Annotated in this window: 15 protein-coding genes; 11 read left to right on the forward strand and 4 right to left on the reverse strand. The window is 71.6% G+C overall.

The window, feature by feature from the left end:
* Positions 1-5: 5 nt before the first annotated feature.
* The 11 genes from ID554_RS16725 to ID554_RS16775 all read left to right on the forward strand — a co-directional run bounded on the left by ID554_RS16725 (position 6) and on the right by ID554_RS16775 (position 11,076).
* On the forward strand, positions 6-545 hold the full coding sequence (locus ID554_RS16725) for a hypothetical protein (RefSeq protein WP_117227277.1): 540 nt from the start codon (positions 6-8) through the stop codon (positions 543-545).
* 91 nt (positions 546-636) lie between these two features.
* Positions 637-1,278: a hypothetical protein gene (locus ID554_RS16730; protein ID WP_117227278.1), complete on the forward strand. Its 642-nt coding sequence runs from the start codon at positions 637-639 to the stop codon at positions 1,276-1,278.
* Positions 1,279-1,439: 161 nt separating this feature from the next.
* On the forward strand, positions 1,440-1,673 hold the full coding sequence (locus ID554_RS31750) for a hypothetical protein (protein WP_199489164.1): 234 nt from the start codon (positions 1,440-1,442) through the stop codon (positions 1,671-1,673).
* A 3-nt stretch (positions 1,674-1,676) separates the two neighbouring features.
* A complete protein-coding gene (locus ID554_RS16740) occupies positions 1,677-4,343 on the forward strand; it encodes a phage tail tape measure protein (protein ID WP_117227279.1) in 2,667 nt (888 codons plus the stop codon).
* Positions 4,343-5,299, forward strand: coding sequence for a phage tail family protein (locus ID554_RS16745; RefSeq protein WP_158573706.1), 957 nt, complete (start codon positions 4,343-4,345; stop codon positions 5,297-5,299). The genes ID554_RS16740 and ID554_RS16745 overlap by 1 nt, the downstream gene beginning before the upstream one ends.
* Position 5,300: 1 nt before the next feature.
* A complete protein-coding gene (locus tag ID554_RS16750; protein WP_158573707.1) occupies positions 5,301-6,464 on the forward strand; it encodes a Gp37-like protein in 1,164 nt (387 codons plus the stop codon).
* Positions 6,449-7,411 carry a hypothetical protein gene (locus ID554_RS16755; protein ID WP_147333418.1) on the forward strand — a complete coding sequence of 321 codons (963 nt, stop codon included), beginning with the start codon at positions 6,449-6,451 and terminating at the stop codon, positions 7,409-7,411. Before ID554_RS16750 ends, ID554_RS16755 begins: the two co-directional genes overlap by 16 nt.
* 13 nt (positions 7,412-7,424) lie before the next feature.
* On the forward strand, positions 7,425-9,203 hold the full coding sequence (locus ID554_RS16760) for a hypothetical protein (protein ID WP_223884117.1): 1,779 nt from the start codon (positions 7,425-7,427) through the stop codon (positions 9,201-9,203).
* Between the two features lie 89 nt (positions 9,204-9,292).
* A complete protein-coding gene (locus ID554_RS16765; protein ID WP_117227283.1) occupies positions 9,293-10,132 on the forward strand; it encodes a peptidoglycan recognition protein family protein in 840 nt (279 codons plus the stop codon).
* A 3-nt stretch (positions 10,133-10,135) separates the two neighbouring features.
* Entirely contained in the window at positions 10,136-10,663 is a 528-nt protein-coding gene (locus ID554_RS16770) for a hypothetical protein (RefSeq protein ID WP_117227284.1), read from the forward strand.
* A gap of 44 nt (positions 10,664-10,707) precedes the next feature.
* Positions 10,708-11,076: a hypothetical protein gene (locus ID554_RS16775; RefSeq protein ID WP_117227285.1), complete on the forward strand. Its 369-nt coding sequence runs from the start codon at positions 10,708-10,710 to the stop codon at positions 11,074-11,076.
* Between the two features lie 127 nt (positions 11,077-11,203).
* Here ID554_RS16775 and ID554_RS16780 read toward each other — a convergent pair whose 3' ends face one another.
* The 4 genes from ID554_RS16780 to ID554_RS16795 all read right to left on the reverse strand — a co-directional run bounded on the left by ID554_RS16780 (position 11,204) and on the right by ID554_RS16795 (position 14,436).
* Entirely contained in the window at positions 11,204-11,617 is a 414-nt protein-coding gene (locus ID554_RS16780) for an MmpS family transport accessory protein (RefSeq protein WP_223884118.1), read from the reverse strand.
* A gap of 289 nt (positions 11,618-11,906) precedes the next feature.
* Positions 11,907-12,425, reverse strand: a complete 519-nt coding sequence (locus ID554_RS16785) for a hypothetical protein (protein ID WP_117227287.1) — start codon at positions 12,423-12,425, stop codon at positions 11,907-11,909.
* An 87-nt stretch (positions 12,426-12,512) separates the two neighbouring features.
* Entirely contained in the window at positions 12,513-12,737 is a 225-nt protein-coding gene (locus ID554_RS16790; RefSeq protein ID WP_147333419.1) for a hypothetical protein, read from the reverse strand.
* A 505-nt stretch (positions 12,738-13,242) separates the two neighbouring features.
* The gene (locus ID554_RS16795; RefSeq protein WP_223884119.1) at positions 13,243-14,436 is read right to left on the reverse strand and encodes a helix-turn-helix transcriptional regulator; all 1,194 of its coding nucleotides are present in this window, start codon (positions 14,434-14,436) and stop codon (positions 13,243-13,245) included.
* Between the last annotated feature and the right edge of the window lie 81 nt (positions 14,437-14,517).

The raw sequence follows: 14,517 nt of genomic DNA on the forward strand, positions 1-14,517 counted from the left end.
ACGCCGTGGCCGGCGACCCGAGCAAGGCGTCCCTGTGGGCTGACGCCGACGTGTACCTGGCAGAGGAACTGACCACCCCCAACCCGGCGACCGTCGCCGCGGCGTTCTCCAGCGAGTGGGGCCTGGTCGGTCTGCTCGACGGAGAGGCCGGTTTCGAGGAGGGCCGAGCGGAGGACAAGTCCGACCACTACGCGTGGGGCGGCATCCTCATCCGCACCAGCCGCAAGAACTTCAAGATGACCAAGAAGTTCATCGCGCTGGAGGACAACCCGCACGTGCGGGGCCTGGTCTACCCGGGCTCGACCGGCACGGAGATCGTCGTGCCGCGGCACGGGCCGCGCAAGATCGCGTTCGAGGTCCGCGACGGCGAGCGGATCGAGCGGCTGATCACTCGCCGGTTCGCCGTCGTCGACACGATCGGAACGATCAAGGACGGCGAGGACGAGCTGAAGAAGTTCGAGGTCACCGTCTCGATCTTCCCGGACGGCGGCGGCGTGCTGTTCGACCGCCAGTCCACCGACGACGAGGAACCCGAAACCCCGTAACCCTCAAGCCGGGGCGGTGGCGTGCGCGCAGGTCCGCCGCCGCCCCGCACCACACCCCTGACCTGCGCACGATCAGGAGGACCTGCGCGACATGGGCAAGAACAGCAAGCGGCGGGCCGGGGTCCGACCCCACCCGGTCCGCACGATCCGCGCCGAGGCGACCCGGCCGGCGCCCGTCGACGACGTCGACGTGCACTACGTGCAGTCGCCAATGGCGGCCGCGCGTCTGTCTCACCTGCGACAGACGGCCGCCCCCGAGCTGGAGGACCTGGCCGACGACGAGCAGGAATGGGCCGACCACTACTACGAGCCGTCGCCGGCGGCGATCGCGCGTCTGTCTCAGCTGCGACAGACGGCCGCCATCGGCCCGGACGGACTGACCGACGCCGACCGGGCGTGGATCGAGCAGCAGATGGCCGTCGGCGAGCCGGCGCGGCCGGCGCCGGTCGTGCCGGGACCGAACCGGGCGCAGCGCCGCGCCGGCCAGCCGGAGCAGATCGACGTCACGGTGACCTGGGGCGGCCGGCCGTGGCGGGTGCACGTCGACAAGTCCAACCTGTCGGTGGACCTGCTGGAGTGGTTCGAGGAGGGCAAGACCACCCTGGCGCTGCGCGAGCTGCTCGGCGCGCAGCAGTGGGCGCGCTTCAAGGCGATGCAGCCCGGACACCACGGCCTCAACGAGATGTTCGAGCTGCTCGCCAAGGAGCTGGGCTTCACGAACGCGGGGGAATAGCCAGCCTCGGCCGCCTGATTCGCGACCACGCGGACGCGGTCGAGGCCGACCTGCAGCGCTACTACCAGATCGACGTCGACCTGACGACGTACTACCGGGACCCGGTCAACCAGTGGTTCGGTGCGCTGCCTCTTCGGCGGCTGGCCTGGCGGCTGCGGCATTTGCCGATCGACTCGGCGACCCTCGCGACGTACGAGGACCCGCACGCCGGGTGGACCCGGACGCACTACCTGCTGACCGACGTCTTCCACGCGCTGACCGGCAAGCCGCACCCGGCCCGGCCGGCGCCGCCGAGCCGACGTCGCGACCCGGTCGAGACGAAGCGTCGGGAGGGCCTGCTGCAGGAGCGGGCCCGGCGTCGTGAGCAGGAGCTGGAACAACTACAGAGGGGGTGACCTGTGGCGACCGTTGGCTACGCGACCTTGCAGGTCATCCCCTCGTTCCGGGGCTTCGCCGGGGCCCTGATCACCGAGACCAGCAGCGGGGCGACGGACGCCGCCCGGCGGGTCGAGGGCGAGCTGACCAAGGCCGGCGACTCCGCCGGCCGGTCGATCGGCCAACGGGTCACCGCCGGCCTGGACCGGGTCCGGTCGGCGGTCGGCGGGATCGCCGGCGACCTCGCCGGTGTGGGTGTGGTGGCCGCCGGGATCAGCGGTACCATCGCGGCGAACGCCAACAAGGCGCAGATCCAGGCCGCGCTGGGCATCGGCCCGGACGAGGCCGCCGCCGCGGCGAAGGTGTCCGGCACCCTCTACGCGCAGGGGTGGGGCGACAGCCTGGAGCAGGTCTCCGGCGCTGTGGTGATCGTCAAGCAGCAGTTGGCCGGGCTGGCCGGCGGCGACGACCTGTCCGGGCTGACCCAGCGTGCGCAGACACTGGAGAAGGTCTTCGGCATCGACCTGACCGAGTCGGTCCGCACCGCCGGGAAGATGGTCAAGACCGGCCTGGTGCCTGACGTCCAGTCGGCGTTCGACGCGCTGACCGTCGGCGCGCAGCGGGGCCTGGACGCCTCCGGCGACCTGACCGCCACGTTCGACGAGTACAGCCTGTTCTTCAAGCAGCTGGGCGTCGACGCGCCGACCGCGCTCGGCCTGATGTCGCAGGCCGCCGACGCCGGCGCGTTCAACATCGACAAAGTTGGAGACGCGCTCAAAGAGTTCAACCTGCGGGCGGTCGACCTCGGCGACGCCGGCGCGCAGGAGGCGTTCAAAGAGCTGGGCCTGTCCGGCAAGGTCATGGCCCGGGACGTCGCCGGCGGCGGCGAGAAGGCCAACGCCGCGCTGCAGAAGGTCCTCGACCGGCTGCGGGGCGTCAAGGACCCGGCCGAGCAGGCGACCCTGGCCATGGCCCTGTTCGGTGGGCCCGGCGAGGACCTCGCCGGTGCCCTGTACGCGCTCGACCCGGCCAGCGCCGCAGCCGCCCAGGGCTTCGACAAGGTCACCGGCGCCTCGGGTCAGGCCGCGTCGGCGCTCGCCGGCGGCATGTCCCCGGTGGAGCAGTTCACCCGCTCGTTCCAGCAGACCCTGACCGTGCTGGCCGCCGAGGCCATGCCGGTGCTGCAACCGATCTTCGACTGGCTACAGCAGGCCGGCCCCGCCGTCGCACGGGTGGCCATCGCGTTCGTCGCGCTCGTCGCGGTGAACAAGGCGGTCGGTGCCGTCAAGGCGGTCGCCGGCGGGATCCGCGACACCGCCTCCGCCGCCCGCACCGCCGCCTCCGCGGCCGCCACCGCCGGCCGGGCCATCGGCACCGCCGGCGCCGCGTCCGGGCGGGCCGCCGCCGGCGCCGCCCGGTGGGCCGCCGCGCAGACCTCCTCCGCCGCCGCGTCGACGAGGGCGGCCGCGTCGGCCGTCGCCTCCCGGGTCGCCACCACGGCGTCCGCCGTCGCGTCCCGCACGGCGGCGGTGGCCACCGCGGCGTGGAACGCGGTGGTCAACTCCAGCGCCGTCGCGCACGCCCGCGCCGGCGTCGCGCTGGTCGCCTCCCGGGTGGCGATGATCGCCGGCACGGTGGCCACCGGCGCCGCCACGGCGGCGACCTGGCTACTCAACGCCGCCATGGCGGTGCTGACCTCACCGATCACCGCCGTGGTGGTGGCGATCGCGTTGCTCGTCGCCGGCATCATCTGGGCCTGGCGCAACGTCGACTGGTTCCGCGACGGGGTCCTCGCCGCCTGGCAGTGGATCCAGAACGCGGTCACCGCGGCGGTCGACGTCGTCCGCGCGGTGATCTCCACCGTCTGGGGATGGATCAGCGCGTACATCACCACGGCGGTCGCCGGCTGGCGCATGGTGATCTCCACCGCCTGGTCGTTCATCTCCACCGCAGTGTCGACGTACATCAACCTTGTGCGTTCGGTGATCTCGACCGTGGTCGGGTGGATCTCGGCCTGGTGGCGTGCGAGCGTGACCGGCTGGCGGATCGTGATCAGCACTGTCTGGGCGGCGATCGTCGCCGTGGTGCAGGCCGGCATCGCCCGGGTGCGCGCGATCATCGCGGGGATCTCGGCCGTGGTCGGGGTGATCCGCTCGGCGTTCGCGTCGGCCCGTGACGCGGCGGTCGGCCGGCTGGAGTCGCTGCTGTCGTTCGTCCGCGGGCTGACCGGCAAGATCACCGGCGCGCTGGGCGGTTTGAAGGACAAGCTCGTCGCGATCGGCCGCAACGTCGTCCAGGGGCTACGTGACGGGATCTCCGGCGCCTGGCACCTGGTGACCTCGAAGGTGCAGGAGCTGGTCAACCGCATCCCCGCGAAGATCCGGGAGATGCTCGGCATCTCGTCTCCGTCCAAGGTGGCGCGTCGGCTGTTCTACCACGTCGGCGAGGGCGCGGCGCTGGGCGTTGGTGACGGGCAGGGCCTGGTCGAGCGGGCCGCCGGCCGACTTGCCCGCGCCGCGGCGATCGCGCCGTTGGGCGCCGGGGTGGTGCCGGTGTTCGCGGCCGGGATGCCGTCGTACAGCGAGAGCACCACCTACCAGCTGTACGGCACCACCGACGAGCTGTGGGCGCGGGTGCAGGCCGCCCAGGCGGAGCACCGCGCCCGGCAGAGGTTGAGGAGGCCCTACTAGTGCCCGCTCTCGTCGGATCCGTCACGCTGCCGCCGCTGCCACCGCCGTTGCAGCAGCCGTCGCTGCTGCAGTTGCCGGTGCTGTCGTGGGCCACCCCGGCCCCGCTGGGCGGGTCGGTGGTGCCGCTGTCCGGCGACCTTGACCGCGGCTGGCACGTCCTGAACATCGACGGCCTGGGCTCGGTGCCGCGCAGCCTCACCACCGCCGCGCGGGCCCGGGGTGGTTCGCGGTTGCGCAACCAGCGGCTGGACGGCCGCTCCATCATCCTGTCGATCCTGATCTGGGGCGACACCGAGGCGCAGTTCGTCCAGCGGTGGTGGGAGCTGGAGGACCTGCTGTGCGGGACCGACGTCGACCGGCCCGGTGTGCTGTCGGTGCTGCGGCCCGGCCAGAGTCAGGCCCGCGTGATCGACGCCTACTACGCCAGCGGCTTCGACGGTGAGCCCGGTGCCGGCATCCTCGACGACGTCGTGGTGGTGACCCTCACCTGCCCGGGTGGGCTGTTCCGCGCCGCCGAGCCGGTCACCTTCGAGTGGAAGCCGGAAGACCCGGTCGACTTCTTCGACGACGGCTTCCCGGCCGTTTCGGCCGACTCCATCGGCGGCGAACAGGACGTCACCAACGTCGGCAAGGTCGACGCGTGGCCGGACTGGACGATCATCGGCCCGGCCGACGGGCTGACCGCCGCCATCACCACGAACGGCGTGACACGGCAGTTCGTGTTCACGCCCGTCGGCGGCGCGCTCGAGGACGGAGCCGCCGCCACGATCACCACCGATCCGCGTGCCGTGCTCGGCCCGAACGGGGAGAACTGGACGGCGGCGGTCAACTGGGCGACGGGCCGGCCGTGGCCGATCCCAAGAGGCACCAGCCGGATCACGTTCACGGCCGCCGGCGTCGAGGCCGGTAAGACCAGGATCCTGCTGGCCTTCCACCCGCAGTTCCGGGTGGCGTGACGTGGCCACCGATGAGATCACCATCCTGGTCACCACCGACCAGCTGGAGCCGGTGCACGTCGTCGACGACTGGCAGGCCCTGGACGCCACCCAGGCGCTCAACGCGCCCGGTCCCGGCGCGGTGGTCGCGCCGACGTCGCGCACGCTGATGGCCGCCCTGCAGCCCGGGGCCCGCATCGCCGTGTACCTCGGCGACGACCCGCAGGCGTGGCACAGCGGCCCGTTGGAGGCCCCACCGACACGCAAGCGGTCCGTCGACGGCGAGGACGCCGGCCCCGGAATGCTCACGATCCGCTGGGCCACCCACGAACTGTGGTTCGGCGCCCGCCGGCTCTACCCCGACCCGGCGGTGGCGTGGGCGGCGCAGACCACCGAGCAGTGGTCGGTCACCAACGTCAACGCCGAGACGGTCCTGCGGAACCTGGCCACCGCGCACGCCGGGCCGGGCGCCCTGTCGTATCGGCGGGTGCCGCGGCTGGCGCTCGCGGCGGCGAACAGCCCCCTGGTGGGTGTACAGGTCACTGAGGCCAGCCGCATGGAGTGGGTGTCCGACGTGATGCGTCGCGTCGCGGTCGCCGGCGGGAACCTGCGCTGGCGTATCCGCCACGTCGACCGGGACCTGCTGTTCGCGGCGTCCGCCCGCCGGGACCTGTCCGCGTCCGTGCGGTTCTCGTTCGACCTGGACAACCTGCTCGGCTACGACACCGACCCGGAAGCACCGACGCTCACCGCGGCGCTGGTGGCCGGGCAGGGCGAGGGCACCGACCGGCCGCTGCGCGAACGCGCGGTGGCATCACCGTGGGGACGCTTCGAAGACATCGTCGACCGAGGCGACACCATCGACCCGGTGCTGCTCGACGCCGCCGGTGACGAGGCCCTGGCCGCCGGCGGCGAGACCGCCAACCTCGCCGCCGACGCCGTCGAGACCCCGGGCCCCGGCCAGCCCCTGTTCGGCCGGGACTTCGACCTCAACGACCTGGTCACCGTCGAGCTAGACGACGGCGTGCCGCTCGTCGACGTCGTCACCGCCGCCCGCCTGCAGGCGCCCGGCGACGGCACCCACCGCCTGGGCTTCACCATCGGCACCCCCGACGCGCCCAGCGACGAGATGACCCGCGCGGTCCGTGACCTGTACCGCCGCATCGGAGGATGGGAGACCCGCTAGACATGGCCTTCGAGTTCGCCCCCTATCACGACGTCGGCGCCGGCAAGCGGGTGATGGGCGAGGCCCAGTACGAGGCCCTGGTGGCCGGCTACAGCCCGGACGGGATCTTCGGCCACCCGGGCGACCCGAACCCGCTGGCGATCGTCGGCGGCCAGCTGGTGCTGCGCGCCGGCGTCAGCGGCGTCGCCCGCGGCTACTGGTGGTCCTCCGGCGACACCGACACGCCCATCACGGTCGGCAGTAACGCCGGCGGCACCGGTGTCCGCCGCGACCACATCGTCATCCGCATCGACCGCGACGCCAACCCCCGCACCGTCGCGCCGGTCGCCCGCCAGGGCGGCACCAACGGACTGCTGCCCGCCCCGGCGCAGGCACTGGGGAGCACCGGGCAGTGGGAGCTGAGCCTGGGATCGGTGGCGCTGCCGGCCGGCGGCACCATCGGCGCCGCCACCCTGACCCGACTCGGCTGGTACGTCGGCCCCGACGGACAGCTGCTGTGCACCAGCAGCACCCGCCCACCGCCCTCTCCGGGCCGAGTCATCTACGAGACCAACACCGGCCGGCAGCTGCTCGCCAACGGCGAGCAGTGGCGGCTCGTCACAGACGCGGAAGCCAGCGCTGCCGTCACCCTGGTGGCCGCGAACTGGACCGCGCCGCTGTTCAACCAGCTGTACCGGCGTAACGGCTCGGTGGACCTGACGCTCACCCCACAGCGCGTCTCGGGGCCACTGAACCCGGGCACGAGCAGCACGCTGGGCACGATCCCGACAGGGTTCCGGCCGGTCGGTGACAAGGAGATCACCGGCCACGTCGTGTCCACCGGCGCGCTGGTCGTCTGCCGGATCGTCGGCTCGACCGGCGTCATCACCCTCACGCCCTGGCGTGACCGAATCGAATCCGCGCGATACGTCAACCTGCAGGCGGCGTCGTGGCCGGTCAGGCACTGAGGAGGCCAGCAGCGTGACCATCTACCTGTACGGCGGCGGACCCATGGACTGGGCGATGGACCGGGTCACCGTCGACGGCGTGCCCCTGATCCCTCAACTCAAGCCGGGCGCGGTCATCACCTGCCACCCCCACCAGATCGGCGAGGAACGGTACTCCAGCCTCGCCCTGGCCGACGGAACCGCCGTCGACCAGGTCACCGCGGCACTCGACGGCGATCCGCTGTACGGGCCCGGAGCCTGGCCGCTGTGGCGGGGCCCGGCCCTCGCCATGTGGATCAGCGTCGACGGCGGACCCCGCGTGTACGTGCAGTCACACGACCTCATCGCCGAGATCCAGCGCGCGTTCACCACCGCCCAGGGCGCCCAGGCCGCCGCGTCGGCCGCCGCCGCGGCGGCCGCCGAACTGGCCGGCTCGTCTAGCGTCGCCGGCCACCTGGCCGCCGCCGACCCCCACGCGCAGTACCTCAACGAGCAGCGCGGCGACGCGCGGTACCTGCGCGCGGGCGACGCCGGCACCATCGCACCGCTGGACGAGGTCCGCGAAAAGGTCACCTTCTCGTCGATGCCGCCGGCCGGCGCGAAGAACATGCGTGAGGTGTGGGTCGTCATCGACGACGTGCCGTACCTCATGGCGTGGGACAACGAAGGGCTGTACCCCCGCCGCCGACAGATGCGCAACAAGCTGTTCGAGCATCTCTACGTCGGGATCACGGCGCACAACGGCACCGGCAGGGCCTTCATGGTCGAGCAACTCGACCTGGCCGGCAACCGCATCCCCGTGGGTGGGTTCGACACCCGCGGCCGGCCCGTCACCTCCGATCAGGTGTGGTCGCCCATCACGAGCGTCGACCCGACGTCCACGGGCGACTACAGCGCCTCGACCGACGTCGGCCCAGCGCCACTGGGCGCCCGGTGGGACACCGACGACACCGTTCGGCTGCAGGGGCGGATCACCGCGACGGCCGTGACCGCCGGCGACGCCCTGGCCGAGCTGCCCGCAGGCTTCCACCCCCTGTCGGAGCGGCTGATCACCGTGCCGACCACCACCGGTCAGGCGGTGCCGTGTGACCTGCTGCCCAACGGCCGTATCGTCGCCCGCGCCACCGTCGCCGGACCGTGCGACCTGTCCCTGGACGACATCACCTACGCGCGCATCATCGCCGACCAGGAAACCGGAGACTGGGGCATCTCCACGGTCGCGATCGCCACGCCCGGCACCGGCAGCCCGCTGACCTTCACCTACGAAGGTGTGCCCGGCCGTCTCTACCTCGCGTACCTCTCGCGCAGCAGCGCAGCGGACCCGTTCACCACGGTCGTCGACGACGAGGGCAACACCTGGGAACGGGTGGTCTACTGCCCGACCTCCGGCGGCGTCGGCCGCCGACACGAAGTATGGCGCTGCCAACCCGTCGCCCCGTTCGCCACGGTCGCGCCGGCGTTCAGCGGCGCGGGCACCGCGTACGCGACCCTCGTCGAGGTCACCGGCCACAACCCGGCCACGCCGATCGACCCGGCCAGCGCCGCCGAGCACCGCGGCAACCACACAGCGCCGGCCCCGCTGCAGATCACCCCGAGCGGGCCCGGCCGCCTCGGCATCGCCGCCGTCGCATGGTCGCCCAACGGGCCGGCGCAGATCACCGTGCCGGCCGGCTGGACGCCCCTGCCCACCCACTCCGGCGGCCCGGTCATCGCCTACATGACCGACCTGCCTGTCGAACTGGTCGGCGCACCGTGGACCGCCACGACCGGCGCCGGATCCGGCCACTCGATGATCGCGATCAACCCGGCCTGACCCGTCCGCCGGCGGGCCGTCGGCGAGCACCCTCACCCACCGCAGCCGCCACGCCTCGCGTGCGCGGCCGACCTCGCATGGGAGCAGCAATGGACATCATCAGCCGTGGCAAGGCGGGCCTGCCCGGGGTCCCGACCAGCATCGGGCACCGCAGCCTGGGTTCGTGGGCTGGTATCACCGGCCATCACACCGGCGGGGCCTTCTCGTCGTGGAAGTCGATTCACGACTGGCAGACCAAGGGACGCCCGGCCGCGCAGCGGCTGGCCTACATCGGGTACAGCTTCGGCGTCGCCGACGGTGAGGTCACCGAGTTGCGCGGCTGGGACCACCAGCCGGCCGGTGACCACGACAACAAGCGGATCCAGGTCGTGTTCGGCGGCGCCTACAGCCGCGACCTGCCCTCGCGTGAGGATCTGGACGCGTTCGTGGCGTTCGTCCTGCTGGCGCGTCGCCGCACCGGCAAACAGCTGGAGGTGATCCCGCACCGTGGCGTGTGGCCGGCCGGGCACAAGTACGCGACGTCGTGCCCAGGGGATCGGCTGGCGCAGTGGATGCGCCAGGACCTGCCCGACCTGATCGGCAAGCAGCCGTCGACCCCGAAGCCGCCGGCGACACCCGGGCAGCTGGCCGTCGACGGGCGGCTCGGCCGGGCCACGATCCGCCGCTGGCAGCAGATCATGGGCACGCCCACCGACGGGGTGATCTCGACCCCGAGCATGTTGGTGCGGGCCGTTCAGCGTCACCTCAACAAGGTGGCCAGGGCCGGCCTGACCGTCGACGGGGTCGGGATCCGCCAGGACGGCAAGTCCTACAAGACCACCCGCGCGCTGCAGCGCTACCTGGGCACCGTGCAGGACGGGCGCATGTCGACGCCGGTTTCGCAGGTCGTCAAGGCGCTGCAGCGGCGGCTCAACACCGGGCGGTTCTGACCGATGGAGTCCGCCGTCCTGGTCGCGTTGATCGGCGCGGGCAGCGCGATCGGTGGCGGCGCGCTCGTAACTCCGGTCGTCGCGCACCTGCTCGGCCGGCGTCTCCGCACCGCGCAAGCCGCCCTGACCGCCGCCCAAGCCGAACAGCACAAGGCCGCCGCGAAGCAGCAGCAGGCCCAAGCCGATCAGTTGCGCGCGGAGACCGACAAGATCCGCCAGGACATCTACCAGGAACTGACCGAGGACCTGCGCGGCGAGCTGCAACGCGTCCGCGTCGCGTTGGAAGACGCCCAGAAGTCCCTGGCACTGACCTCCGGCGAGGCCGAACGGCTCCGCCAGCGCGTGGTCGACCTGGAATCGCGCATCGCGCACCTGGAGCAGACCGAGCAGCGCCAGGCCGCCGAACTGAGCGCCGTGCAGGCCGAGCGGGACCAGCTGCGCATACAGCTCGCCGCGAAGGAAGCCACCATCACCGCGCTCACCGGCCAGGTCGGCGATCTCAAGACGCAGCTGGCCGCCCACGTCGCCTGACCGGCACACCCGCACCGCAACCTCTGGAACTGAGGAGACTCCCTGTGTCCGATCGTCTCACCGCCTACGTGCGGACCTACTGGCCGCTCGCGCTCGGCCACCTCACCGCAGCGATCGTCGCGTTCGTCGCCACCCGGTTCGGGGTCGTCATCGACTCGATCGTGGTCTACGAGATCATCGCCGTCGTCCTGACCGGCCTCGTCTACGCCACCGGCAAAACCCTGGAGGAACGCACCGGCGACGGCCGGCTGGCGCGCGTCGCCCGCGCGCTCGGCCGGATCCTGCTGTCGTTCGGCCTGGACACCGGCCAGCCCACCTACGGCCAGCCGCCCGCCGAGGCCGACTACTGGCCCGACGGCAGCTACCGACAGATCCGCAGCACCACCACCTATCCGCCCGGATCGTCCCGGTAGGATCGTCGACGCGGTGCTGACGGGTCGCACCCGGCAGGACCGACCAAGCTGCGACAGCCCCCGTCCTCCCCGAGCAGGGAGGGCGGGGGCTGTCCGCGTGTCCAGGCAAGCAGGCTGAGCGGGTGCGTCAGAAGTTGTCGGCCGTGCAGGTGACGACCGCGAACTGCCCTTCGCTGGCGTTCTCCTTGACGACCTCGCCGTCAATGGTGATCTTGCATTCGATCTTGCTGGAGCCCTTCGACTGGGCCACGACCGTCGGGATGATGATCGTCTCGGTCGACGTGAGCTTCTTCTTCCAGGGCAGCTTCGCCCCGTTGTCCTGCGACTGGTCGGCGCCGAGGCCGTAGGTCACATCGGCAGTCTTCGGCCCGGTCACCTCCAGGATGATCTCCTTCTCGCCCTTCTTGCCGCTGCCCTTGTCCACGGCCCCAGCCGCCTGATCCTGCGCTCCCGGGCCGGCCGTGTCGCTCTCACCGGCACCACACGCGATGGCCATGAGCGCGAGAACCGCAACACCAGCAGTGGTGATCTTCGTACGCAAGAAATCTCCTCAAGTCACCCGCTCCGACCTCACCCGGAGCGGCAAAGGCCCGAAGGTAGGGCCCACCACACCACTACGGAACATGACTGTCACTCAGCCGATAGTGATCGTGTCCGCACGGGCCACGGTGCATAGCCCAACGGCGAGGACTTGTCACGACGGGGAGAGGCCCCGCAGCACTGACGTCTGCGGGGCCTCTCCGATGTGGGTTACGAGGTGGGCCGTCCGGTCCCAGGGCATGTGCCTCGGCTTCCTAGCGCCTGATGCGGCGGGCAGGGTTGACCTGGGTTCACGCCGGTACGGGCCCCGCAGACGGAGCATTGACTCTTAGGTGCCATTCACGGACTCCTTCGGGAATCTGCCAGTCCGGAAAGGGGTCGGTTTCGGGCTCGCGACTCGTACCGCCTGCCGACGTTCCCCGCAGGTAGACCACCGAGCCGTCCCGGGCGTTCAGGCGTAGGGCGGCGGCTATCGGCGACTCCACCCCGGCCTGTCGGCACAGCTCCCACTGCGCAAGCTGGTCGGGCCGGGCGACGTCGAGCAGCTGGTGCGCGAGCACGAGGATGCGAGCAGCACGCCACCGCGGCGGTAGCGGATCGCTGGGCAGCGGCACCGGCGTGGCGTCACGCGGCGGCACGGCGGCCCACAGCATCGCGGCGGATCCGGACCGGTGCAGCGCCTTGACCCCGGCCGGCGACTGGCCGCCTGGCTGAGCGTCCCGACCGTACCGCTGCACTGCGGTGATGTCCGGATGCTCGGCGGCCCGCAGCAGGGCCTCGATCATGTCCAGGGCCTGGGATACCTGCACGGTTGCACTCCTGATCGTAGGGATCTTGGCAGCTCACGGGCCGGATTAGTCTACCGGCGGGCGGGCGGTCCTCGGCTCCACCGCATGTCAGCACGTCCGACCGGTCGCGTGCGGCGGTCGCCAGGTGTCGGCTGTCCCGACGAGTGCCGTCGGTAGATCAGTCGCATCGATTGTGAGCCATACGCTGCCGATCGGGCCGCCACTGACATCGGACAGCCGGTAACCCTCGATCTCGACCTTGTCGTCCCAGTACAGGCGGGCAAGCCGTACCTGCACATGCACCCACATGCCGCGATGCTGTAGGCGCAGCACGACTGGACTCCTCTGGTCGCCGCCTCGGGGATGCACGACGAGCCGCTCTGCATGGCGATGCAGTAGCCTCCGTGTCGCCGGGACGGCCTGATCGGCCAAAGAGGCGCGGCCAGTCACGGCTGGCCAACCCGCCCGATGCCACCTCGGTGCTTCTCAGCCTGAGTATGTAGTAGCGGCAGTGAATGCAGCTCCGTCGGGCCGGTGAGCCACACCTGCTCGTCCGTCTCCGGCTCACTGGGCCGTGGCAGCGCTCCCGACTGTTGCGGGTACGCGGTCGCAGGTCCCGTCCGGTCGATCGTGGGTTGCTGTTGTCTCCTGTCCAGCCATCGCCACCGCATGGGCCGCCTCCCGCGCATCGGTCCCAGCGGCCGGGCCCACGGGGCACCGGCCGCCGGTCTCTACCGTCACAGCGGGCACCGCCCGGTCCAGTCTCGGGTCCTGATGGGGCGATCCGCTGCCTATTCGGACTATCGACGGCGGTGGGTGCTGATGGCCTAACAGGCTGTTAAGTCGCGTCGTGGTCGGGGTCGAGTGGATCGACGCCTACCCGTACGGCCAGGTCTCGCAGCTGGTCGGAGCCGCGGCGGCGTGCGTCCCGGACCATCTGGCCGACTATCTCTTTAACGGTAGATCGGGAGCGGAGTTCTTGGGTCGAGATGCTGTCCGCCTGGAGGAACTGTCGCACCGATCGATCGTGCTGGTCCGCCATGAAGTAGCCGCGGCCGGCGTCGATGTGCAGCCGGGCCCGACGCTGGGTGTTCCGCAGCGCGGTCTGATCGACTCTCTTCGCGTACGTCGGCGCCCGCTCGGGCTCGCCGTTCTCCAGTGCGATGGCCACCCGCCAAGTCGCGCAGTTGGCAGACGAGAACTCCATCCGCCACCGGTCCGGGCCATTCGCGCGGCGCAGCGCGTCCTCTGCCTCGGCGTAGTGGTCGGCGGCGTCATCACCGCGGCCGAGCGAGGCGGCCGAGATCGCCGCGTGCAGGTGCAACAACCCGTACCAAGAGGCCATGTCGCCGGTAGCCGTGTCGCCGACGTCCTCTGCGGCTGCTCGCGCCAAGGTCAGGGACCGCCGCTGTGATCCGCCGGTGAGCGCGACCTGGGCGGTGGCGAACGCCGCGGCGGCGATCTCGTCCGGCTCGTTGAACAGCTGGGCGGCGAGCTGGGCGCGCTCGGCCAGCCGCATCGACAGGTCGACGTGCCCCAAACTCTTGAGCCCGACCGCGCCGGCGAAGGCCACGCGTGTGAATAGGGCGAGGCCCTGCCGTTCGGTGGCTTGCACGTTGGCCAGGTGTCGGGTGTCCGCGACCAGGCCCGGCAGCATGGCTGCATAGGAGCCGTAGTCGCAGGCCATGCGGGCACGCACGACGGCGTCCGCTCGCCGGGCCACGTCGTCGACGTCGGGCAGTGGCCCGTCGGGGTCGTCGTCGAGTGCCCTGCGGATCCCCGGTGCGGCCGAGTAGACGGCCAGCTCGGTTGCGTCCCGCGGCTGGGCGGGTTGCGCGGTGAGGTCTTCGACCCGCACTCCGAGTGCCGTGGACAGGGAGATGATCAGCGAGCGTTTCGTCACCGCCCGCTTGCCGCCCTCGATCATGGCGATGTACGCGCCGCTGACCCCGACGCGGTCAGCGAGTTGTTGCTGGGTCATGCCGGCGGTATCGCGCCACCTGGCGATGCGCAGTCCGATGTAGTCGGTCACGGTGCCCTCCCGCACGAGGGTTGGGTGAAGACGGTTCGGCTGGCTCCCGCACGAAGACCGGCCGCGTGGTTGGCACGGTAC

Origin of the sequence: Micromonospora craniellae, from assembly GCF_014764405.1 — a bacterium.
Lineage (GTDB): Bacteria > Actinomycetota > Actinomycetes > Mycobacteriales > Micromonosporaceae > Micromonospora > Micromonospora craniellae.

Bases quoted from the DNA above. Each gene is read 5' to 3' on its own strand.
- ID554_RS16765 (WP_117227283.1), top strand. From the start codon at position 9,293: ATGGACATCATCAGCCGTGGCAAGGCGGGCCTGCCCGGGGTCCCGACC.
- ID554_RS16730 (WP_117227278.1), top strand. From the start codon at position 637: ATGGGCAAGAACAGCAAGCGGCGGGCCGGGGTCCGACCCCACCCGGTC.
- ID554_RS16770 (WP_117227284.1), top strand. From the start codon at position 10,136: ATGGAGTCCGCCGTCCTGGTCGCGTTGATCGGCGCGGGCAGCGCGATC.
- ID554_RS16755 (WP_147333418.1), top strand. From the start codon at position 6,449: ATGGGAGACCCGCTAGACATGGCCTTCGAGTTCGCCCCCTATCACGAC.